This is a genomic window from Halospeciosus flavus (genome assembly GCF_029814175.1).
Lineage (GTDB): Archaea > Halobacteriota > Halobacteria > Halobacteriales > Halobacteriaceae > Halospeciosus > Halospeciosus flavus.
The window spans coordinates 198,121-217,959 of the sequence record NZ_CP122313.1 but is presented as its reverse complement, the minus strand read 5'-3'; the positions used below and the strand labels follow the sequence as shown (position 1 = coordinate 217,959).

General features: G+C 57.9%; 22 protein-coding genes, 4 pseudogenes and 1 riboswitch. Of the genes and pseudogenes, 13 read left to right on the top strand and 13 right to left on the bottom strand.

Annotation, left to right across the window (positions count from 1 at the left end; all coding sequences use genetic code 11):
- Positions 1 to 50 precede the first annotated feature (50 nt).
- Entirely contained in the window at positions 51 to 383 is a 333-nt protein-coding gene (locus P0Y33_RS18050; protein ID WP_279530205.1) for a hypothetical protein, read from the top strand.
- 26 nt (positions 384 to 409) lie between these two features.
- Here the strand turns inward: P0Y33_RS18050 and P0Y33_RS18045 are convergent, their stop codons facing one another.
- Positions 410 to 856, bottom strand: a complete 447-nt coding sequence (locus P0Y33_RS18045; RefSeq protein ID WP_279530204.1) for a hypothetical protein — start codon at positions 854 to 856, stop codon at positions 410 to 412.
- 51 nt (positions 857 to 907) lie between these two features.
- Complete coding sequence (locus P0Y33_RS19275; protein ID WP_456071253.1) at positions 908 to 1,057, bottom strand: DUF7837 family putative zinc-binding protein; 150 nt, start codon at positions 1,055 to 1,057, stop codon at positions 908 to 910.
- A 53-nt stretch (positions 1,058 to 1,110) separates the two neighbouring features.
- On the opposite strand from P0Y33_RS19275, the pseudogene P0Y33_RS18040 reads away from it, so the two are divergent.
- Both P0Y33_RS18040 and P0Y33_RS18035 read left to right on the top strand, forming a co-directional pair.
- Positions 1,111 to 1,227: pseudogene (locus P0Y33_RS18040) on the top strand (transposase); the annotation flags it as partial.
- A 616-nt stretch (positions 1,228 to 1,843) separates the two neighbouring features.
- Positions 1,844 to 3,100: an orc1/cdc6 family replication initiation protein gene (locus P0Y33_RS18035; protein WP_279530203.1), complete on the top strand. Its 1,257-nt coding sequence runs from the start codon at positions 1,844 to 1,846 to the stop codon at positions 3,098 to 3,100.
- Between the two features lie 454 nt (positions 3,101 to 3,554).
- Here P0Y33_RS18035 and P0Y33_RS18030 read toward each other — a convergent pair.
- The 3 genes and pseudogenes from P0Y33_RS18030 to P0Y33_RS18020 form a co-directional block, all read right to left on the bottom strand.
- A pseudogene (locus P0Y33_RS18030) lies at positions 3,555 to 4,152 on the bottom strand (hypothetical protein).
- A 93-nt stretch (positions 4,153 to 4,245) separates the two neighbouring features.
- Positions 4,246 to 4,569, bottom strand: coding sequence for a hypothetical protein (locus P0Y33_RS18025; protein ID WP_279530202.1), 324 nt, complete (start codon positions 4,567 to 4,569; stop codon positions 4,246 to 4,248).
- A gap of 171 nt (positions 4,570 to 4,740) precedes the next feature.
- Positions 4,741 to 5,559, bottom strand: a complete 819-nt coding sequence (locus P0Y33_RS18020; RefSeq protein ID WP_279530201.1) for a hypothetical protein — start codon at positions 5,557 to 5,559, stop codon at positions 4,741 to 4,743.
- A gap of 228 nt (positions 5,560 to 5,787) precedes the next feature.
- Between P0Y33_RS18020 and P0Y33_RS18015 the strand changes: the two genes are divergently transcribed.
- Positions 5,788 to 6,459, top strand: a complete 672-nt coding sequence (locus tag P0Y33_RS18015; protein WP_279530200.1) for a helix-turn-helix domain-containing protein — start codon at positions 5,788 to 5,790, stop codon at positions 6,457 to 6,459.
- On the top strand, positions 6,456 to 7,151 hold the full coding sequence (locus tag P0Y33_RS18010; RefSeq protein ID WP_279530199.1) for a nucleotidyltransferase domain-containing protein: 696 nt from the start codon (positions 6,456 to 6,458) through the stop codon (positions 7,149 to 7,151). Before P0Y33_RS18015 ends, P0Y33_RS18010 begins: the two co-directional genes overlap by 4 nt.
- Before the next feature lie 125 nt (positions 7,152 to 7,276).
- Here P0Y33_RS18010 and P0Y33_RS18005 read toward each other — a convergent pair whose 3' ends face one another.
- The gene (locus tag P0Y33_RS18005) at positions 7,277 to 8,206 is read right to left on the bottom strand and encodes an ArdC-like ssDNA-binding domain-containing protein (protein ID WP_279530198.1); all 930 of its coding nucleotides are present in this window, start codon (positions 8,204 to 8,206) and stop codon (positions 7,277 to 7,279) included.
- Between the two features lie 243 nt (positions 8,207 to 8,449).
- Between P0Y33_RS18005 and P0Y33_RS18000 the strand changes: the two genes are divergently transcribed.
- On the top strand, positions 8,450 to 9,457 hold the full coding sequence (locus P0Y33_RS18000; RefSeq protein WP_279530197.1) for an arsenic resistance protein: 1,008 nt from the start codon (positions 8,450 to 8,452) through the stop codon (positions 9,455 to 9,457).
- Between the two features lie 38 nt (positions 9,458 to 9,495).
- On the opposite strand, the gene P0Y33_RS17995 is transcribed toward P0Y33_RS18000, so the two are convergent.
- Complete coding sequence (locus tag P0Y33_RS17995) at positions 9,496 to 9,843, bottom strand: hypothetical protein (protein ID WP_279530196.1); 348 nt, start codon at positions 9,841 to 9,843, stop codon at positions 9,496 to 9,498.
- A gap of 288 nt (positions 9,844 to 10,131) precedes the next feature.
- On the opposite strand from P0Y33_RS17995, the pseudogene P0Y33_RS17990 reads away from it, so the two are divergent.
- The 5 genes and pseudogenes from P0Y33_RS17990 (at position 10,132) to P0Y33_RS17970 (ending at position 13,575) form a co-directional block, all read left to right on the top strand.
- Positions 10,132 to 11,386: pseudogene (locus tag P0Y33_RS17990) on the top strand (RNA-guided endonuclease InsQ/TnpB family protein).
- Between the two features lie 29 nt (positions 11,387 to 11,415).
- Positions 11,416 to 11,480: riboswitch (Fluoride riboswitch) on the top strand.
- 50 nt (positions 11,481 to 11,530) lie between these two features.
- A complete protein-coding gene (locus tag P0Y33_RS17985) occupies positions 11,531 to 11,902 on the top strand; it encodes a fluoride efflux transporter FluC (protein ID WP_279530195.1) in 372 nt (123 codons plus the stop codon).
- Entirely contained in the window at positions 11,902 to 12,243 is a 342-nt protein-coding gene (gene crcB / locus P0Y33_RS17980; RefSeq protein ID WP_279530194.1) for a fluoride efflux transporter CrcB, read from the top strand. Before P0Y33_RS17985 ends, crcB begins: the two co-directional genes overlap by 1 nt.
- Positions 12,244 to 12,308: 65 nt before the next feature.
- Positions 12,309 to 12,518 (top strand): annotated as a pseudogene (locus tag P0Y33_RS17975) (sulfate ABC transporter permease); the annotation flags it as partial.
- A gap of 127 nt (positions 12,519 to 12,645) precedes the next feature.
- Positions 12,646 to 13,575 (top strand): ABC transporter ATP-binding protein, encoded by a 930-nt coding sequence (locus P0Y33_RS17970; RefSeq protein WP_279530193.1) that lies wholly within the window; start codon positions 12,646 to 12,648, stop codon positions 13,573 to 13,575.
- 449 nt (positions 13,576 to 14,024) lie between these two features.
- Here P0Y33_RS17970 and P0Y33_RS17965 read toward each other — a convergent pair whose 3' ends face one another.
- From P0Y33_RS17965 to arsD, 6 genes are all read right to left on the bottom strand, one after another.
- Positions 14,025 to 14,402 carry a winged helix-turn-helix transcriptional regulator gene (locus P0Y33_RS17965; RefSeq protein WP_279530192.1) on the bottom strand — a complete coding sequence of 126 codons (378 nt, stop codon included), beginning with the start codon at positions 14,400 to 14,402 and terminating at the stop codon, positions 14,025 to 14,027.
- A gap of 355 nt (positions 14,403 to 14,757) precedes the next feature.
- Positions 14,758 to 15,063, bottom strand: a complete 306-nt coding sequence (locus P0Y33_RS17960) for an Rdx family protein (RefSeq protein WP_279530191.1) — start codon at positions 15,061 to 15,063, stop codon at positions 14,758 to 14,760.
- A gap of 162 nt (positions 15,064 to 15,225) precedes the next feature.
- Positions 15,226 to 15,414 carry a halo-CC-star protein HcsS gene (gene hcsS, locus P0Y33_RS17955; RefSeq protein WP_279530190.1) on the bottom strand — a complete coding sequence of 63 codons (189 nt, stop codon included), beginning with the start codon at positions 15,412 to 15,414 and terminating at the stop codon, positions 15,226 to 15,228.
- A complete protein-coding gene (gene hcsL / locus P0Y33_RS17950; protein WP_279530189.1) occupies positions 15,405 to 15,773 on the bottom strand; it encodes a halo-CC-star protein HcsL in 369 nt (122 codons plus the stop codon). Before hcsL ends, hcsS begins: the two co-directional genes overlap by 10 nt.
- Positions 15,770 to 17,695, bottom strand: coding sequence for an arsenical pump-driving ATPase (gene arsA / locus P0Y33_RS17945; RefSeq protein WP_279530188.1), 1,926 nt, complete (start codon positions 17,693 to 17,695; stop codon positions 15,770 to 15,772). Before arsA ends, hcsL begins: the two co-directional genes overlap by 4 nt.
- Positions 17,696 to 17,698: 3 nt before the next feature.
- Positions 17,699 to 18,028, bottom strand: coding sequence for an arsenite efflux transporter metallochaperone ArsD (gene arsD / locus P0Y33_RS17940; protein WP_279530187.1), 330 nt, complete (start codon positions 18,026 to 18,028; stop codon positions 17,699 to 17,701).
- A gap of 244 nt (positions 18,029 to 18,272) precedes the next feature.
- Between arsD and P0Y33_RS17935 the strand changes: the two genes are divergently transcribed.
- The gene (locus P0Y33_RS17935) at positions 18,273 to 18,671 is read left to right on the top strand and encodes an ArsR/SmtB family transcription factor (RefSeq protein WP_248653058.1); all 399 of its coding nucleotides are present in this window, start codon (positions 18,273 to 18,275) and stop codon (positions 18,669 to 18,671) included.
- A complete protein-coding gene (arsB, locus tag P0Y33_RS17930; RefSeq protein WP_254270708.1) occupies positions 18,664 to 19,827 on the top strand; it encodes an ACR3 family arsenite efflux transporter in 1,164 nt (387 codons plus the stop codon). Before P0Y33_RS17935 ends, arsB begins: the two co-directional genes overlap by 8 nt.
- Positions 19,828 to 19,839: the final 12 nt, after the last annotated feature.

Below are 19,839 nucleotides of genomic sequence, written 5' to 3'. Positions count from 1 at the left end.
GAGTCAAACTTCCACCAAGATTAAGACAACTGGTTGACGAGAACTACTATATGGCTGGATTCGACCTGTCTTCTGGGTCTGGTAGTAATCAGTTCCTCTTCGATGTGAAAGAGGCACTCAATACGTCTGACCGTCAGAAACTGGTTAAATGCTTAGCTGAGTACAAAGTCGTCCCTGTGAAAAACCAGTGGCGAAAAAGTGAGTTTGGGCAAAGCGTCGGTAACTTCGAGCGTAGAGGTCCGAAAGTAGGAGGGAATAATCACGCCTTCGGGCAGAAAACGAGACAGTCTGTGCTCTCTTTGCTTGGTATCGACGAGGAAGAAGATGTTGAGCCTGTTCGTGAAGAGATTAAATCACATCCGAATTGGGGAGACTCTTGCTAAGATAATCCCGAAGAGAACGAACAGCTCTATCGAACTGGGTCTTGCTGGAATTTCTGAGTCCCGTAGGTCATCGCTCCGATCGTGAGTAGAACAGTTACGATGACGATTTGCTGGTAGATGCTAACGAGGTCTGGTGCGACCCCGAAGGTCTGGTATGCTAGAATGGATACTCCGGTCGAGGCTCCGATTAACGTAACCTCGACTCCAATAGCAAGACCCGTTACAATCGCACCAAGACCGATATAGTACGCCACCCTGTTCTTGGTGTCGAGTGCACCTTTCTCGATGATTATGTCTATGAACTTCGGAAAGACCCGCTGGTTCGGGTATGGCTCGTTCTCCCATCGTTCTGGGAGTACACCCAGGTAACTGCAGGTCTTGCGGATGACACTGAAGATGAAGTTCACTCGCATGCCCAGGAACGTCGCTGCGTAAAGGCCGATGAATATCTCGGCGAGCTGGTCGAATGACATAGTAGAAGATTCGGCGGACAGGTCCTTAAGGAATGTGCCGTGTTACCACGACTACGCTGGGTGTACTGGTTCGACGCAGTCCGGGCACTCCGCATAGACTGACCGCTCTCCCTCTTGCTCGTACTCAAGGAGCACTGACCCGGAAGGGATGTCCGCTCCGCATTCCGGACAGACTCCAAGGGTCTGATGTTCCGATGGCATATTTGGAGCCTGGAGCGTGTGACACTGACAACCCGGCTCCATCTAAGTGTACTTTGGAGGAGTATCTGTTGGGCAGTGGGTTCTGGGAACGTTCGTACTATATCGGGACTGCGGGAACTGTCTCAACGGAGAGGATTGAACGGTATATCGAACGAACAGAACACGTCTAAGTGTCGGCTTCACCCTCGGGGTCAAGTGGTTCAAGAGAGCGTTGCTCTCTCGTTATCTCAGAAGACTACGTCTTCCGGCCGATCCCGAGGCACTCGTTGCTTATCTGTAGATTCAGAAACGGTCATCATCGGGAAGTGGGAACGAGCGAAACATGTGGAAAGAGGTCCACGGTCATCGATCGGTTGGTGTCGGGAAGGGTATATTTCAGCTGGAATATCGGGCAGGCAACGATGGAAGCAGGGAGAGGGCGACCAGAGTTGCCAGTATTGCCAATAATACCGTTGCTTAAGTACCTCTCTCACTCCACTATTGCCAGTAACGAGACGGGAGGGCAGAAGCTGTCACGTCTCTAGTCTAGTTACTATTACTCCACCCACTACAGCTATTTGCGTTTCCGCTAGTACGGTTTTGGTTTTACGCCTATTATAATAAAAGTATCGCTGACTAGAGAGGGGGTCAACGACCCCCTCCAGTTGTTGCGAAGGTTTACTGGCAATAGTGGAGTGTGTGTGTTTTATAAGTAGATGCGATACTGGCATAACTGGTTCGAGTGGTAGGTTAGTGGTGATACTGGAACCCCTGGTTTTATGATGGTTCTTCGTCTTGGGTCCGCCTATGGGCCGATTCAATCGAGAATCGTTCATCATCCAGGACAAAGACGTCCTCCGAGATGATTATCAGCCAGAGACGCTCGAGGAGCGGGATGAAGAACTCGACGAATATGCGGCCGCTCTCCGTCCCGTCATTCAGGGCTGGCAACCGAACAACGTCTTTCTTTATGGCGTTACCGGCGTTGGGAAGACAGCTGCGACGCACGATCTTCTTGAGGAGCTGCAGGAATCTGCCGAAGAATATGATGACGTCGATCTCAACGTTATCGAACTCAACTGTACTGGTTGCACCACATCCTATCAGGTAGCGGTCAATCTCGTGAACGAGATTCGCTCTCCATCCCATCCTCTCACTACTGTCTCGTCTCCACGCGAACCCATGAGTGAAACCGGATATCAGCAAAAGCGTATCTTCAACGAACTCTACAATGACCTCGAGTCGGTCGGTGGGACGATTCTCGTGGTCTTGGACGAGATCGATAATATCGGATCGGATGACGATATCTTGTACGAACTCCCGCGAGCACGCTCACAGCTGGATCTCGATGTGAAATTAGGTGTAGTCGGCATCTCGAATGATTTCAAATTCCGCGAAAACCTCTCTCCGAAGGTCAAGGATACGCTCTGCGAGGAGGAAATCTTGTTCCCTCCGTACGACGCGACTGAACTGCAGAATATTCTCAAGCACCGAGCCGATATCGCGCTCTACGACGATGTCCTCGAATCAGATGTAATCCCATTGTGCGCAGCATTCTCTGCACAGGACTCGGGATCTGCTCGGCAGGCATTACGGTTACTCCGGAAAGCAGCTGATATCGCCGAGAACGACGCGATGGCGGGTGGAGAGGCGAAAATCACCGAAGACCACGTTCGGGAGGCCGAGCATCAGATCCAACGACAACAGGTTGTCGAAGGGATGCATTCGTTGACCCGGCAGGGGCAATATGTATTGCTGACTGTCTGTCAGCTAGCGGCAGAGGGAGAAACACCCGAACGGACGAAACTGATCTATGAGCGCTATCGAGAGGTTCTTCGTAATCACGGCAGTGAACCACTGAAACGCAGGCGAGTACACGACCACCTGTCGGATTTGAGCCTCCACGGGATCTTACGGTTGGTCGACTCGTCGAGTGGACGCGGGAACTACAACGAATACGAGCTTGATGTCTCTCTGTCGTCGGCCCTCGACGCACTCGAGAGCGAACTAGGTGAGCTCAACGACATTCGTGAAACTGCCAAGCGGCATCGGGTTCTGGAGTGACTTCTCAACCGCCAACACCAGTACTGCCAATACCCTCTCCACTTTTGCCAGTAACCGCGCAACCGTCAGTGCCAGTTTCTCCAGTACCCTCTCCGGTGTTGCCAGTAACTTCCTTGTTCTAATCAATCCGACTAGTTACTATCAGGACCACCGTTGCCAATTTCATCAAATAGCGTCTTGTCCTCCGATTTTACTGGCAATAGTGGAGTGTCTGACAGCATTTAAACGAAATTTCATTTACGAGCATTTGCAATCGCTCTTCAGTGGGCTACTTATCGCGTAAGGGTTCGTGGTTCGAAGACCCAATCTTGCACGGATTCACCCCGCACTTACTACTCGAAAACGGGGGATGTCTTCCTGTTCGAGTTCATTCGTTGTCTGGGCCATCGGTGAACAGGATTTCGTGGAGAAACGACAGAAACGTCGGGGGTGGGAGTAACCGATTCGTCTCTGTCTACGGGTATTCCTGATCACTCACGAGAGCCTCGGTACACTCGACGAGGTCGTCCTCAGTCGTCCACCGGCAGAGACGCCTAGCATCGTTGAGCATCTCGAAGATCGCGGTCTGCATTCCACTGTAGGGACTCTCGACGGCTACGTTTGTGTCGATCGCGTCCACATCTATCGTATTGTACGTCGTGTTTGAACACGTGCGTCTTCGCGAAGTACTCCTCAAGGGCTGTGAAGTAGCCCTGCTCGACGAGGAAGCAGCCCTGGGCGTGTTCGGTGACGCCCAGGATGACGTCTGTATGATCGGCGAGCAGCCGGAACTTGAGGTAGGTATTCGTCCACTCGCTTCGAATGTCGATCATCAGGAACGCGTACGCACCGGGCTGTCGGTTGAGGCGATCTTTTACGAGCTGGAGAGGACGGATTTCGGGTTTCCCGTAGCTGCCGAGGACAAAGTACGAATTCTCAGCTGAGAAGATCGGCGTGAGCTCCGCAACACTCTGTTTCAGCGCTTCGTATTCTTCCGGTGTGGGTGAGGCTTCGTGCAGATACTCGTCGGCTTTCTCGACGAGTTCGTCGACAGTGACCGGATCCTCACTCATCAACTCGGGACTTCTCCCGTACCCTGCGTCTTTCACTTCGCAGACGGGGTGTCTCCCCGAACAACTGGCCATCCGACTGAGGTACTAGTCCGTCTACTCGTCCGGATTCACTGGGGATTTGTACTTTGATTTGACGCGATCTCCTTCCCGCCACTGCCAGTAGTAGTAGCGGTTATCGTTGATCTCCTTGATCGTGATCGTCGCCTTCGTCGGGACATCATCGGGGAGGTCATCGGGTCGCTCGTCGATCTCGTCTTCCTCCTCCGCTTCGGCAAGGCGGGCCTGGCGCTCGCGATGCTCGGCGAGGTCCTCGGCATAGTGGGCAACGTCTCGGAGCAGCTCGGGTGAATAGTCGTTGGGTGTGTCGATGACGTCGGTGGGGAGGTCCGCTGGGGGCGTCGGTGGCTCGTAGGACATGGGCCGATCTGTGTTAACCAACAAAGGCGCAAACTGCATAGTTTTGTTGGTTAAGCCGCTACCAACGGCTCTCACCGGTTCTCAAGCAGCTGTATCAATACTCGAAACTCTCCATCAAGGAGTTTCGTCTGATGTTACAGCCCTTCGAGCATCCTCGAACTCTGAACGAATCTACGAGTTCGAGGGGAGGCGCCCATCAGGTCGTGGGACCTGCCCCTGCTTGATCTCCTGATCGACTCGCCGGAGGTGTTTACAGCCGCCCTCGGGCGTACGCTTCCGCCAGTCTGGACACGTACACGACTCGCTGATCACGTCGACTTCATACCAGTTTCCGGACGCCGATCGGACCTCATAGCGGCCACCCTTTTCGAGCAGCGAGACGGCCATCGATTCGTCGACGGCACGTCTGGTTCGCGGCTCGAGGTCGTCGTGCTGGGTTGAGTGCTCCGTGACGACCATCCGATCGCGTACGTCGCCGGTGCGGCCGCCGTCTGGAGCAACCGCAGCCTTGGGATCCTGGAGACGATCCGCAAGCAGGGCCTCAACTGGATGGCCCTCCGGCCACAGATAGTGGACTTCCCGCCGCTCGCGATGGTCGTAGGAGCCACAGGCGGCAGCGCTCCCAGTCCAGACACGCCACGCCCCGAGTGCTGCCATCACGTCGACGATGACTCGCGGAACAGCGTCGTACTCGTCGGGGTAGAACACCCGGAACCGAGTACACTCCTCCTGCGGCGGAACCGTCTCCCACCACTCGACGTCGTCGTCCCAACTGTTGCACATCGCGTCGTCCTCTCCGTAGCCGACAGTCACGCCGTCAACCTGCGGTACTTCCACCGATGTGTCGTCAGCCTCTCCTTCGAGCAGCCGAAGGACGGCGTACCTGAGATACTCGTGTTCCGGATGGTCCGAAGATTGGGCGACCTGCTCATGGTGCTCTGCGACTCGCTCTGCCTCGTCGAGAACGGTCGTTAGATATCGGTCGGTCATAGGTCGGTGGAGACAGGAGTGCGCCTCCGCCCTTCGGCGGGCGCTGAAAAACTTAACCAACGAATAGCGATCCATCGTATCCTCTGTTGGTTAATTCATCTCCGCTCAAATTCTGAGCCGGATCGGATTACCGGAGCCAAGAATGGTATATCTGTATAGAGATAATTTTATAGGGAATACGGGGGACAAGACTAATACCGTTAGATGCGATACCAATAACTAGCGATGATGGAGTACGTCGACGAGACCGCGGCGAAGATCATGGTCGCGGCCCGGCCGGGTGACTCGATCCGGCGAATCGCCCAGAAGATCGACGGCTCCTACTCGTGGGTCTACGACTGGATCGAGCGGTTGGAGGACGCAGGCTTCATCCGGCGTGAGGACGGCGTTTACATCGAGAATTACGCTGTCAGGGATCGCTACTACGATCTCGTCGCGGCCATCTCTCGCGCTGTTCCCCCCTCGATCGACGACGGCTACGTCATTCCGCACTTCGCCGGGATGCCCTTTGCGTACACGAAAATCGACGGCGTCTACGTCTGGACCCACGGCGGCTATCAGATCGCCCGCGGCCACGACGACTATCCGATCTTCATCCAGGTCGCCGATCAGGACGTCGAACAGTGGACGGCGTTCTTTGATGAGTTCGGGATTCCGAGCCGGATTGAAGAGCGGCCGGATGCGAGCGACTACGACGCGACCGTCTCGTACGTGTTGTTCCCGACGAGTGGGGAGATCACTCCCGAGTGGGTCGATGGCAATCCGGTCATTTCGTTGGACGAGACGATCGACCATATGATGGAGTACCGGGTGAACTACGAGCCGGCGTTGGAGATGATCGCCGACGAGTACGACCGCGATATCGACGCGTCCCACGAGGATCCGCGTCTCAATGCATGAGTCTCGGTGAACGCGAAGACGAATTGCTGGACACTCTGGAGGCAGTCATTGACGCTGACCTGCCGTACGTGCTCGTCGGTGGGTGGGCGATCGCGGCGTTCAATCAGCGCTTCACGACGGACGTCGACGTCGTCATCCCGGCACAAGCGGTCGACGACTACACCGACCTTCTCACCGACCGCGGCTACGAGAAAACGGCCGATGTCGAGCGAAACGAGCTCTACGAGGGCCGTACTATCCGGTTTACGAAAGACATCGGGAATTCGGTTCGGTTCGACGCGATGGTCGACGTGCTTGGTTGCCGCCAGACGGAGGCCGAGTGGTCGTATCGCTATCTAGCCCAGCACTCTGTCATCGAGGAACTGCGAACCGGCCGCCCGATAACAGCCAGGATCCCGGAACGGGAATTGTTGTTTGCAGTGAAACTCCACAGTGGCCGCAAGGCAGACTCCCGAGATCTGGTGGTGCTTGCTGCTGGCGCGGATTTCGACCGGATCGCGACCCACCTGCATCGCGGCAAATCCAAGAAGCTCGCTGGTCGCATCGAGACTGTCCTCGACCGACTCACGTCGGAGGATTTCGCGGACGCATTCAAAGGGGTCTTCGAACAGCAAACGGTTCCCGACCAGGATATCGATGCTGTCGTCGAGTTCCTCCGTGACCAGCAGCGCCGAATCGGTTCTGAATCCTAATATCGACTGTCGGTGGGCTATGTCTTGGGACCGATCGAAACACACAGGATCGAATGCTAAACGAATTAACCAACAGAGTGTGAATAGTAATCAAGACGTTGGTTAACAGCCTGGGGAAGGGGTGTTTAGCCCTCGTCGATCGCCCCGATGATCTTCTGCGCGGTCGAACTAATCCGGCCGAGACGATCCTGGATCACCTCGGGATCGTCGTCGTGCCACGCGGCGAGATAGAACGCCGACCCGCTCGTATCCAGTCCGAAATACCGGCCGACGATGTACGCGACGGCCTCCGCTTCGACCTCGCGTTTGGATCGTTCGGCCCCGTCGTCGACGTCGAAATGGAGGAGCGCGTGCGCGCATTCGTGAATCAGCGTGACCGCGAGGTCGGCCTTGTTCGGGCGAGCTTTCGCCTTGACGACCGGCATGAGATCGTGGACACTCCGCTGCGTACAGACACCCTTAGCATCGCCATGCTCCCACTCGGCACCGTCGACGATGCGCACCGTCACACCGAGGTCATCCGCCGCGTCTGTGAGCGCAGGTACGAGGTCCTCAGCGTCGCCAGTTGCCTCCGTCTCTAACTCGGGAAGCGGCTCACCCTCGGTCTGGGAGATATCGAAGACGGCGGTCGGTTTGAATCCGACGAGGCCTTTCGACCACTCCTCGGGCGGCGTCTCGTCGTACTCACAGTCACTGTCCTCGTGGTAGCTCGGCGAGTTCTCGCACTCCGGACACTGCTTCGTGATGATCGGCGCCCAGATCCAGATGGCTGACTCGCCTTCCGTGACGTGACGGTCGAACTCCTCCTGCCACGTCCGGTAGCCCGCCACGCGAGATGCCTCGGGACACTGCCGCTTGATGAGGAGCGTGTTCCGGTAGGAGTAGTCGTGGAACCGACTCTGAACGTCGAGCCACTCCTGGAGCTCTTCGCTGGCCTGCGCGTCGTCGACGCCGGCGACGAGGTCGTCGATCCACTGTTCGATAGTGCTGTTCATCTCGTCGGATCGTGTGTCGGTCTGGTCGAAGGAGACCGACGAGTCACTAGTCGTAGCCATTGTGTTCACCGAATCGAGTTCACGGCGACTGCAGCAGTTCAGAACGCGCCGCACCCCTCAGGGGCGTATAAAACAATCTCTATACCGAAATTGACGATTTCAGTCACTCTGCAATGGGGATACTTGCAGTACTGCTGCTACTGGTTAGTCACCGGTGGGGACTTACGCCTGCTACCACTATCTCTACAAAATGAGAGGGCCTGGGTTGATGGATGTCGGCAGTGGTCGTCTCTCAGCAAATCTATGACCGCGCTCTCGAAACAGTGGATCCAGCACAATCAAGTCGGTATCTACGCCGTTGGGGTCATCCTCGCAATTGCTGTCGGCCTTGGCCTCCCGAGCGCGAGCTCGGTTCTGGAACCGCTCATCAATCCCGTGCTCGCGGTGCTGTTGTACGTGACGTTCCTCGAGATCCCGTTTGTCAGGATTCGTCGAGCGTTCAGGAATGGCCGGTTCATGGCTGCGGCGCTTGGGATGAACTTCATCGTCGTCCCTATCGTCGTGTTCGGGCTTACACGGTTTCTCCCGCAGGAGCCAGTCATTCTCGTGGGCGTGTTTATGGTGTTGTTGACGCCGTATATCGACTACGTCATCACGTTCACCGAACTCGCGGACGGTGATGCCGAGCAGATCACAGCCGCGACGCCGGCTCTGATGCTCATCCAGCTGCTGTTGCTCCCGCTGTATCTCTGGCTGTTCATGGGTCAACAGGTGGCCAAGTTTATCGAGGCTGGGCCGTTCATCGAGGCGTTCGTCGTCATCATCGCGCTGCCGCTGACGCTCGCGTGGGCGACCGAATACTGGGCGGAGCGCTCTCCGAGGGGACAGTCGTGGCAATCGGCGATGGGCTGGTTGCCGGTGCCGATGATGGGGGCGACACTGTTCGTCGTCATCGCCTCCCAGCTGCCGCGCGTGCAGGATTCGATCGGACAGATCGCGTCGGTTGTCCCCGTCTACGTGGCGTTCCTCGTCATTATGCCACTGGTCGGACGGCTAGTAGCCGGAGTACTGGGGATGAATGCCGGAGAGAGTCGAGCGCTCGTGTTCACCTCCGTAACGCGAAACTCACTGGTTATTCTCCCGCTTGCGCTCGCACTCCCGTCGGGCTACGCGCTCGCACCAGCGGTTGTGGTCACCCAGACGCTTGTCGAACTGACGGGAATGGTTGTCCTCACACGCGTTGTCCCAACATGGTTAGTCCCAGATTCGCCCGACCAGTTCCTCGATTTGGATGTCGGGGAGAGTGATTGAGGACCGCTCGAAACTTAAATTCAAAACACAGGCTTGAGTCACCGGAGTTCGTGGCGTTCGTCAGCGAAGCCGACCGTGACGAGGTACTCAAGGAACTGGTCGAACCGCTCGACGTCGCTGGGCGTGTTGGTCGCAAGATGACGCGTCCACTCGATGGCCCATTGGAAGGCAGGATCCGTTCCGCCCTTGCCGTGAATGTACCACCACCGAGCCGCTTTCAGCACGACGAGTGGGTTCGTCGGCGGGTGCTCACCGGCAAGCCCACGGGTGATCGACTCGATTTCGTCAGGAACGTCGGTAGGATCGACGTCACCTGATTGCGTGTTCGCGATATCGACTGGAATGTCGTCGATTGAGACGTTGTCAGCACTCTGTTGTTGACTCACGGGAAGGCACCTCTGGACGAGGGCTCTCGATGGAGCCCTCGCACCCTCCGGGGGCACGAAAAACAGTTGAATCAGACGCCCTCTACTGATTCCTCCAACGGTGAGTTACACCGACACCTGGTTTTCAGCGGGAATTCAACATTCTGGAGACGGTGAATTTATAGAAAGTACGAGACTAAAACACATGGATTTAGACGTAACATGAAGACGACAACTGGGAACTAAACCATGCTACTATGACGGGGCGACGCCCCCACGTTTAAGAATCACCATTCATACATATAAAATATGGAAGTGCGGCGCACTGTCCCCGTTGCACTTAACGTGGACAACAACGACGCCGCACTCCTTGAAGACACCGTAGACACCTTCCTCTGGTCGGCACAGTACGTTGTTGACCACGCATTCCAAGGCGAGTACGTCACCACAAGCAAAACAACGCTGGACGACGAAACCTACGACGACGTACGAGAGGCCACGGACGGCTTCAATGGTGGCCTCGTGCAAGCCGCTCGGAACAAGGCCGCCGAAGCCTGCAAAAGCATCGTCGCCGGCTGGAAGCACGGCAAGAAGGCGTCGAAACCTCGATTCACCAGCCCGCACGTCGTCTACGACAAGCGCACCGCGACGTTCCACGACGATTACGTGAGCCTCGCCACGACCGACGGTCGTATTGAAGCCGACTACGTGCTCCCCGACGAAGACAGCGATACGCCGCACTCGGAGTACCTGTTTTCAGACCACTATGAAGTAACGGGTGCAGAGCTGCACTACCGAGACGGCAATTGGGTGCTTCACGTCCACTGCAAGACGGACGTGGAGTCCGACACGTCAGAACAGTCGACCACCGAGACCGGAACGGTTCTCGGGGTGGACCTCGGCGTGAACAACCTTGCGGTCACCAGTACAGGCACGTTCTGGACGGCCGACGAGTTCAACCACTGGCGGCGTGAGTACGAGAAACGCCGTGGCTCGCTCCAGCAGTGCGGCACGCGCTGAGCGCACAAGAACATCCAGTCCGTCGGGAAGAAAGAAGAAGGACGGTTCAAATTGATGCTGCACCGCATCAGCAACGACCTCGTTGCGGAAGCCCGTGAGAACGACTGTTCGGTGATCGCGTTCGAGGAGTTGACCGACATCCGTGAACGGACTGGTGCGTCGTGGGGGCACAAATGGGCGTTCGACCACCTGTACGACTACGTGGAGTACAAGGCCGAAGAATACGGTATCGCGGTCGAGCAGATTGACCCTGAGAACACGAGTCGGCGGTGTTCGCATTGTGGGTTCACGAATCTAGACAACCGTGATGGAGAGGCGTTTGAGTGTCTGAAGTGTGGGTACGCGAACCACGCGGACTACAACGCCGCGAAAAATATCGGGTTACGGTATCTCCGTCGCAACCAAACTGGGGGCGATGGAGGCGCACCCTTGGGCGTGCGCTTGAACAGTGGGATGTTGAACGCGAACGGAGGCTATTCTCCTGCCACTACTAGTGGCCAGAGCGGGAGTTCACGCTGAATCCCATCCCTTAAGCGCTGGGTAGCTCAATTGTCCGTTCACCGGAGACAGAAGTGAAACACGGGCGATGGAGTCCGCCTTCCCCAACCGCCGATACGGCTGATGACTCCTACTTCCGGCTCATCAGATGCTACGGAGACAACTCATTCGGCACGGGGAAGCGATCGTATTGATTGCGCTTGGTGGAATCGTCGGTGCGAATCTTCGGTACGCTGTCGGGGCAGCAGCGGGCGACGCACTCCTGGTCACACTCCTCGTCAACACCATCGGGAGCTTCGGACTCGGGTTACTCCTCTTCGATGCTCGAGCAGATGAGTTCCTCACGAAACGGTTGCGTTATGTCTTCGGAACGGGCTTCTTTGCTTCATTTACCACCTACAGCACGTTCGTAGCCGATATTGCGTTGACCGAACCGGAACTTGCAGTCCCATATATTATCGCCAGTTACACATCCGGGTTTGGCGGAGTACTCGCCAGTCGAAAAATCGTGGCCAAGACATCTACTACCCCAATTCAGCCACCGACGCCGGGTGATGACTAATGGAGGTCCTCCTCATCAGTATTGGCGGGGCAGTCGGTGCAGTTCTGCGTTATGTGGTCGGGCAGCTGATCGACACCACTTCGTTCCCGTGGGCAACCCTCGTCGTAAACGCACTCGGGAGCTTCATCCTCGGTTCAGTCATTTTCAGGGTGAGTGATTCCGACATCCTCCTCTTGGTGAGCGTCGGGTTCTGTGGGGCCTTCACGACATTCTCGTCGTTTAGCTTTCAGACCGTTAGCCTCTGGGATCAGGGCGAACAGAGAGCTGCATTCTTGAATGCGCTCGGCAATCTGACCGTGTCTCTGCTTGCGTTCGGGGCTGCGTGGGTTCTCATATCCTAAGTACTGAGAGACCTCGCTCACAAACCGAGTCGGCTGGATGGGAGCGAATATTGAAATCCATCTACATCACGCTGACGTTCGCGCGGGCGATAGGCGAGTTCGGCGCGACGTTGATGATGGCATACTATCCGCGGACGCTGCCGGTCCAGATATGGCGGTCGTTCCTGAGCGATGGGTTGGACGCGGCGTTCCCTGTCGCAGTCATGCTCGTCGGCGTTGCTCTGGGAGCACTGCTGGTCATCAACGCGTTCGGAAGCAACCCCTGGAGGCGCTGATGCTGGAACTCACTGACGTCAGACGGAGATACGGCGCGTTCGAGCTCGGCCCCGTGAGCCTCGCCGTCCAGGACGAAATTCTGTCGGTGTTAGGCCGTCGGGCTGTGGCAAGACGACGCTGCTGTCTGTGGTCGCGGGCATCCAGTCGGCCGATGGTGGCAGCGTCGAACTCAACGACACCGACCTCACTGGACTGCCGCCCGAGCGGCGCAACGCCGTCTACGTCTTCCAAGACGGTGCACTCTTTCCCCACATGAACGTCCGCGAGAACGTCGCCTACGCCGCGGGCGACGACGCTCGCGCAGACGACCTCGCGACGACGCTCGAGGTGGCCGATCTCCTTGACCGGGACGTCTCGACACTGTCCGGCGGTGAGCGCCAGCGGGTCTCGCTCGCGCGGGCACTGGCGTCCGAACCGGACGCCCTCCTGCTGGACGAGCCGCTGGCGAACCTCGACGCCCCCATCAAGCGTCGGCTCCGGTTCGAGTTGCGGGACGTGCTGTCGGAGCTGGACATTCCCGTCGTCTACGTCACCCACGACCAGCGCCAGGCGACGACGATGGGCGACCGTATCGCAGTCATGCGCGACGGGACCGTCAGGCAGGTTGGAACCGCCGAGGAGATATTCAAGCGGCCGGCATCGACGTTTGTTGCGGAGTTCACCGGCAGTGTCAACCTCTTTGAGGCGGACGTGCTCGAACGCGACGAGAATACGCTGTATCTCGGCTGGGACGACGCGGTCGTCGAGGCTCCCGCGTACGACGTCGCAGGTGAGCGCGTCTACTTCTGTATCCGGCCAGAGTACGTGATGATTCTCCGCGAGGACCGCCCGGTCGATGAGCGGGATAACGTCCTCGCCGGGACGATTACGCGACGGGTGTATCAGGGTGACGACTACGTAGTCGCGCTCAACCTCGACGCCGTCGACGACCCCGTCGAGATACGTCTGCCGACGCCGGTCTACGAGCGACTCAGCCTCGCCGATCGGGGCCGGGTATGCGTTTCGCTGAAGAAACGCGCAATTCACGTCATCGACGACGCCGAGGTGATTCCATGAGACCGGAGTACGCGTTTCGATGTTGGCCGGCCGAGTGTGCGATTCAAACTCAATTCGGTCACTCACTTCCGGAGGTCTCCCATCAACGAAGGAAAAAGTCCGATCTACCGGTTTTTACCGTAGCCGCCGATAAACATCGGCCTCTTGTGCTGCTTACAGCTCGTGCCACTCCTGGTGACCGGTAATGTCACCGACGTACTCGATGTTGGGATTGCAGTTAAAACCGTGAAGACCGCGATATTACGCTCACAAGCGGATCTAGATTGCATCTTCGAGAGACCGCGTGATCAAGAGTAGTGACTGTCAGAGCGTCCCGTCGAACTCGCATCGGACGCCCTGCGCATTCGTCGTACGTTCGGTGTGGTCAGATAACTGGCTGGATATCGGGAGTGGCCGATGCTGGCAAGGCAGGAGAGCGAGTCAACACTGGACGGAAACGGTCGGACCGACTACTGGACTGTCACGCACTTCGACGAGTCGGCCGTCGACGCACACTCGCTTCCATCAGAGCACTCCACGAGATCAACTAGCCCCTCCATCTGTTCTAGAACCGTGACGAACTCCCGGCCGTCCTCGGTCAGTTCGTACGTCGTCGAAGGCGGCGTCGTCGCCTCGACATGTTTGTCGACGAAGCCGTGACACTGTAGCTCTTTCAGCCGGCGCGAGAGCATCGTTGCCGTCACGCCGTCAATGGAGCGCTGCATCTCGTTGAATCCGTATTTTCGATCCGAGAGCAGTCGGAGGACGTGGAACGCCCACTTCGAGCCGAGGACCTCCCGCAGTTGGTGCCACGATTGTTGCCAACCAGACACGTCGGTCATCGTCATACTCTCTAGAGGGCGTACAGATACTCGAAAGTATCGTCAATCGGATGGCCGCTGTTAACTGTTGCGCTCACTTATCGTGGAGGTGTATTCGGGGACAGCCGTCGGGGACGAGATTCATCCCCTCTAAATTCGCGAGCGGACAGCCACAGTGATCACACTTGAACTGTTCTCTCCCAGTCGCTGCTTCGAGTACTCTCGTCTCCAGCCGAGCGAGTGTGTCAACAACTGCACGGCCCGTTTCGTCCTGGCCGGCCGCGAGATGTGGGCACGCTGTATCGACGTCCGGATGTGTTCCCCGGCACACAGCCTGGTCGAAATCGTCGACACGAGTCTTGCTCATCTGTATAGAGCTGACTCAGCAACACCCCGGACTGCAATCAGTAGAGTCAGTGTCCTCGTCGACGAGTTCGCTGGGGTCACAATCACATTCAGAGAGTTGTCCACACACACCTTCCATAATCGTCGTGAGGTCGTACTCGATTTCGTCGACGTCGAAGACGACAACATCGTCGACTCGAACTTCGAAGATGCCGTCCTCGCCGGGGACCAGTTCGACACCGTCCACTGTTTCGCCACACGACTCTAGAATCTGCGTCTGCGTTTCGGTTGCGCGGTCGATGAAGCCACACGGGTCACAGTATTCGACTTCGACGTTCGTCATTGGAGTATCACAGGAACCACTACGTTGATGGTCGCCATAAGCTTCCAGTACCTCGGTACGAAGTACCTTTCAGCGCTGAAACCACCCGTCGAATATTCTCTCACGAAGAATATATATCCGCATACAAGCGCCGGACGAGTACCGGCCTCTACATAGGAATAGTCAGCAGCAGTCGTCGGTACTACAGACGCTCCCGTAGTTCAGGCCGGTCGCTTCGCTAATCACGTCGTTGTACTCTTTGAGCATCGTCTCGAACTCGGCTGACGCTCCGTCAGGCTGACTCTCTGCCAGTTCCTCGCCGAACGCTTCGGCAGCGGCCAGTACTTCCTCGTCGGTCGCGCTCAACAGCACCCACCTCCAGTTGACTGGGCGAACTCCCGGCCGATCTGCTTACTGATCGCGTCGTTCGTCTCCTGGAGCAGTTCGACGAGCGCCTCCTGTGCGTCCGTGTGTCGCTGGATGGTCTCGTTGTCCGCCATCTCCGATTTGAGCTCTCGTAGCTCGCTCAGCAGCGACTGGTCGTATCCATCGCGTTGCATCCGTTGTTGTTTCTCCCGGTACTCCTCGAGGAGTGCCGTCGCTTCCGAGTCGTTCTCAAGGGCTCGGGTGGCTGCCGTGAACTCCTGGTAGGTCTCGGAGTCGGTAAGCGTCTCGACGAACGACTGGAAGGACGCTTCGACCGACTCCTCGTCCGATTGGACTTTACTCACGAAAGCGTCACCTCCGGTTCCTTCTTCGGGAGAGCTGACAAGCCGGTGATCTCGTCGCCGAACGCGCTCAGTTCCTCGAGTCCGACTGGCTCGTCCCGACGCAGTGGTGCGAGCATCATTGGCGTCTCGAAGCGGTCCTTGATCTCATCGAGGTAGTTCTCCTGCTGTGCCCGCCGGTTCGCGAAGAACGCGTTGTCGCCGTACTCCTCGGGGAGCAGATAGTTCGCGACGACGAACGCCGTCTCGATACCGACCTGGTCTTCGAGGTCCTCGGCCGCGCGGTAGGCCTCCATCATCGGCGTGTACTCCGGATACATGACGAACGCGAACGAACTCCGTTCGGAGTCCTGCATCGTCTCGATGACCTCGTCGTACTGGTCGCCCTTCGCTGGGGCGGCACCCTTCGTCAGCGAGCCCAAGTCCATGAACCCCTTCCAGTCAGAAGGCAGTTCCAGCAAGCGGAGTGTGTGCCCGGTCGGCGCCGTGTCGAAGACCACCACGTCGTAGCCGTCCTCGTCGAAGTAGCTCACGAACTTCTCTAAAGCGGCCATCTCCTCGGCACAGGGTGACTCCAGTTCCTCCTCAACATTTGCGATCGCGGCGTCGACATCGATCTGAGTGTCCTCCTTGTCCTCGTACATCTCGGTGACGTGATTGAGGACCTGCGTGCGGTACTCTTCGAGGGCTTTCTCCTGGTCGATGCGGGCTGCGTTGAGGTTTGCTTGGCTCACCGACGTCGGCTCGTGGCCGACCGGTTCACCGAAGATGTCTTCGAGGTGGGCTGCCGGGTCCGTGGTCACGACGAGCGTCTCGTAGCCCGCTTCGGCGAGTTTCGTCGCCGAGGCAGCGGCGATGGTGCTCTTGCCGACGCCGCCCTTCCCGGTGAAGAACAGGTATCGCGTGTCGTCACCTGGCGTCACTCGGTCGGCGACCGATTCGGAGTCGGCCAGCGTGTCAACGTCGACTGACTGGTCGGTCTCGACGTCGGTAGCGGTGCCGACATCGACGGTAGCGTTCTCGTCGTCGTAGATGACGCCGGCGACGTCCGACAGCAGTTCAAGCCCGGCGATTTCGCCGGGTTGAAGGGGGTAGGTCGCCATCGCGTCGGCGTCGAACTCGGTTTCCGCTCGCTTGATGGCCGCCTGTTCGTCCTCGCGTTTTCCCTCGAAGAAGGGGTCCTCACAGACCGACTCGGGGAGGTAGCCGTTGACGACGAGCAGCTGGGACTCGATACCGAGGTCGCCGAGGTCGGCGGCACTGCGTTCGATCTCGTCGAGCGAGGAGTCTTCGGGCTTGCCGACGAACCCGAAGGTCGTCCGCTCAGTGTCCTGGAGCGTGTCGATGGCTCGCTCGTACTGGTCTTTCCTGTCCTCCATCGAGGCTGCGGGGCCGATACAGGTCGAGCCGCCCTTCTCGAGTTCAGCGTTCCAGTCGGAGGGCAGCTCCATAAGCCGGATGGTGTGGCCGGTCGGCGCGGTGTCGAAGACCACCACGTCGTATTCGGGGCTGTCCATGAAGTCGACGAAATAGTCGAAGGCTGCGATCTCGTCGACGCAAGGACTGTTGAGTTGCTCTTCGACAGTCTCGATCTCCTCGTCGTCGAGCAGCTGGCGCATCGGTTCGATGGTCTCCTGGCGGTACTCCTCGGCCGCCGTGTCCGGGTCGATTTCGATGGCAGAGAGGTTCTCGATGCCTTCGATTTCAGTCACCTCGTGGCCGATCTGCTGGCTGAAGATGTCCGAGAGGTTCGGTGCAGGGTCAGTCGTCACGAGCAGCGTCTCGTAGTCGTTATCGGCGAGCCACGTCGCAGTCGCACAACTGACGGTGCTCTTGCCGACGCCGCCTTTCCCGCTGAAGAAGACGAATTCTGTGTCGTCACTGCCCGGTTCGACGAGCTCTCGTGGCGTAGCGTCCGTACTCATCGGTTAAGCCTCCTGGGGCGTGTTCTGTTGCTCGCGGATCTTGCCCGCGAGCTCGTCGTAGGAGAGGTACGCCGATTTGGCGAGTACCTCGTCGTCAAGGACCGTAATTGGGAGGATCGAGGGGCCGTGTTCGTCGACGAGGTCGGCGATCGCCTCGGTCTCGAGGAATCGGTCGATGTCGTGTTGCATATTCGCCCTCGACACCTCGAGATCGAATTCCTCTTCGAGTTGATCAAGTGCGGCACTGACCTCGACGAGTTCGTCGTCGGGATCGGGGCCACAGACGCCCGTGGAGCAGCACATCGCCTCTTCGTACAGTGTGAGTTCTATCATATGTGGTTTCCTCGGTTACCGTTCCGACTGCCGGTAGAGTCGTGGTCACAAACCACCGCATCTAGTTTACCAACGATTCAATTGAAACTCTATTCAGACATCGGCATAAACACTTTGGTTCGCTCACCCACGAGTCCTCGCCCCACTAAAGACTCCCATTAACGACCCAATAGAGTATGTGAGCTACTCTTCTGGTAGGAATATTCCGCAATAGTTAATTGAGGGAGTGGTCAAGTGATTGCTGATGGCACAAGCGACCGAACGATTACAGCGGTATCTCGACGACGAACTCGGAGAGTGCCGCAGCGAGGACGTCGAGCGCCGGCTCGACGAACTCTCCACGCTCGAAGCCGGACTCGGGACGGCACAGGCGGAGGCCGAACTCGACGTCTTGTCGGCGCTGTCCAACGAGACGCGCTATACGCTCGTGCGCGTCCTCGTTGCAGCCCAAGAGGAACTCTGCGTCTGCGAGCTGAACGCCGTCGTTGACGTGACCGAGAGCGGTCTCAGCCATGCCCTCTCGGCACTCGTCGACGCAGACCTTGTCGAGGGTTGGAAGGACGGGCGCTGGAAGAAGTATCGGGCTACCAATCGAGCTGTTGCGCTTGTTACCGTTCTTGAGGGAAGCGTGGCAGATGAGTAACGTCGAACACGACCACGGGCCCGACTGCGACTGTGAGAGCTGTGGCGACCCACGGTCGATGGACTTCCTCGACAAGTACCTCACTGTCTGGATCTTTGGTGCGATGGCGATCGGCGTCGGGCTGGGATTCGTCGCCCCATCAGTAACCCAACCGATTCAGGACTTCCACCTCGTCGAGATCGGGCTTATCCTGATGATGTACCCGCCACTGGCGAAGGCCGATTACTCGCAACTTCGGACCGTCTTCAGCAACTGGCGGGTACTCGGATTGAGTCTCATCCAGAACTGGCTGATCGGTCCGACGCTCATGTTCGGGCTCGCCGTATTCTTCTTCAGCGGCCTCGTTCCCGGTCTGCCGGCACGCCCCGAGTACTTCCTCGGGCTCGTGTTCATCGGGATGGCCCGGTGTATCGCGATGGTCCTGGTCTGGAACGAACTCGCAGAAGGATCGACCGAGTACGTCACCGGCCTCGTCGCGTTCAACAGCCTCTTCCAGATCGTCACCTACGGGGTGTACGTCTGGTTCTTCGCACTGTTCCTCCCGCCGCTGCTCGGCATGGAGTCACTCGTGGCCGGGATCACGACCTTCGACATCTCGCCGATGCAGGTGTTTGAGGCGATCGTCATCTTCCTGGGGATTCCGTTCGCGGGCGGCTTCCTGACCCGGTATGTCGGAACTCGCGTCAAGAGCGAAGCCTGGTACGATGATGAGTTCATCCCGAAGATCGATCCGCTGACGCTCGTTGCGTTGCTGTTCACCGTCATCGTGATGTTCGCCACGCAGGGCGGCGCCATCGTCGCCTCGCCGGGCGACGTCCTGTTGATTGCGGTGCCGCTGACGATCTACTTCGTCGTGATGTTCCTGGTGAGCTTCGGGATGGGGCGGGGCATCGGCGCAGACTACTCGACGACGACGGCGATCGGCTTCACGGCGGCGTCGAACAACTTCGAGCTCGCCATCGCCGTCGCCGTGGCGGTGTTCGGTGTTGGCTCCGGCGTCGCGTTCGCCACCGTCGTCGGCCCACTCATCGAAGTTCCCGTCCTGCTCGCGCTGGTCAACGTCGCGCTGTACTTCCAGCGAAAGTTCGACTGGCGTGGCGCCACGACCGGACAGCTCACCCCAACTGGTTCAGAACCCACTCCTGAGGATGATTGAGCCCCAAACAAT

Excerpts from the sequence above, each read along its gene's own strand:
- P0Y33_RS18035 (WP_279530203.1), top strand. The coding sequence starts at position 1,844 with ATGGGCCGATTCAATCGAGAATCGTTCATCATCCAGGACAAAGACGTC.
- P0Y33_RS18010 (WP_279530199.1), top strand. The coding sequence starts at position 6,456 with ATGAGTCTCGGTGAACGCGAAGACGAATTGCTGGACACTCTGGAGGCA.
- P0Y33_RS18015 (WP_279530200.1), top strand. The coding sequence starts at position 5,788 with ATGGAGTACGTCGACGAGACCGCGGCGAAGATCATGGTCGCGGCCCGG.
- P0Y33_RS18025 (WP_279530202.1), bottom strand. The coding sequence starts at position 4,569 with ATGTCCTACGAGCCACCGACGCCCCCAGCGGACCTCCCCACCGACGTC.
- P0Y33_RS17935 (WP_248653058.1), top strand. The coding sequence starts at position 18,273 with ATGGCACAAGCGACCGAACGATTACAGCGGTATCTCGACGACGAACTC.
- P0Y33_RS18000 (WP_279530197.1), top strand. The coding sequence starts at position 8,450 with ATGACCGCGCTCTCGAAACAGTGGATCCAGCACAATCAAGTCGGTATC.
- P0Y33_RS17965 (WP_279530192.1), bottom strand. The coding sequence starts at position 14,402 with ATGACGATGACCGACGTGTCTGGTTGGCAACAATCGTGGCACCAACTG.
- arsB (WP_254270708.1), top strand. The coding sequence starts at position 18,664 with ATGAGTAACGTCGAACACGACCACGGGCCCGACTGCGACTGTGAGAGC.
- P0Y33_RS18020 (WP_279530201.1), bottom strand. The coding sequence starts at position 5,559 with ATGACCGACCGATATCTAACGACCGTTCTCGACGAGGCAGAGCGAGTC.
- P0Y33_RS18045 (WP_279530204.1), bottom strand. The coding sequence starts at position 856 with ATGTCATTCGACCAGCTCGCCGAGATATTCATCGGCCTTTACGCAGCG.
- P0Y33_RS19275 (WP_456071253.1), bottom strand. The coding sequence starts at position 1,057 with ATGCCATCGGAACATCAGACCCTTGGAGTCTGTCCGGAATGCGGAGCG.
- P0Y33_RS18005 (WP_279530198.1), bottom strand. The coding sequence starts at position 8,206 with ATGGCTACGACTAGTGACTCGTCGGTCTCCTTCGACCAGACCGACACA.
- arsA (WP_279530188.1), bottom strand. The coding sequence starts at position 17,695 with ATGAGTACGGACGCTACGCCACGAGAGCTCGTCGAACCGGGCAGTGAC.
- P0Y33_RS17960 (WP_279530191.1), bottom strand. The coding sequence starts at position 15,063 with ATGACGAACGTCGAAGTCGAATACTGTGACCCGTGTGGCTTCATCGAC.
- crcB (WP_279530194.1), top strand. The coding sequence starts at position 11,902 with ATGGAGGTCCTCCTCATCAGTATTGGCGGGGCAGTCGGTGCAGTTCTG.
- P0Y33_RS18050 (WP_279530205.1), top strand. The coding sequence starts at position 51 with ATGGCTGGATTCGACCTGTCTTCTGGGTCTGGTAGTAATCAGTTCCTC.
- arsD (WP_279530187.1), bottom strand. The coding sequence starts at position 18,028 with ATGATAGAACTCACACTGTACGAAGAGGCGATGTGCTGCTCCACGGGC.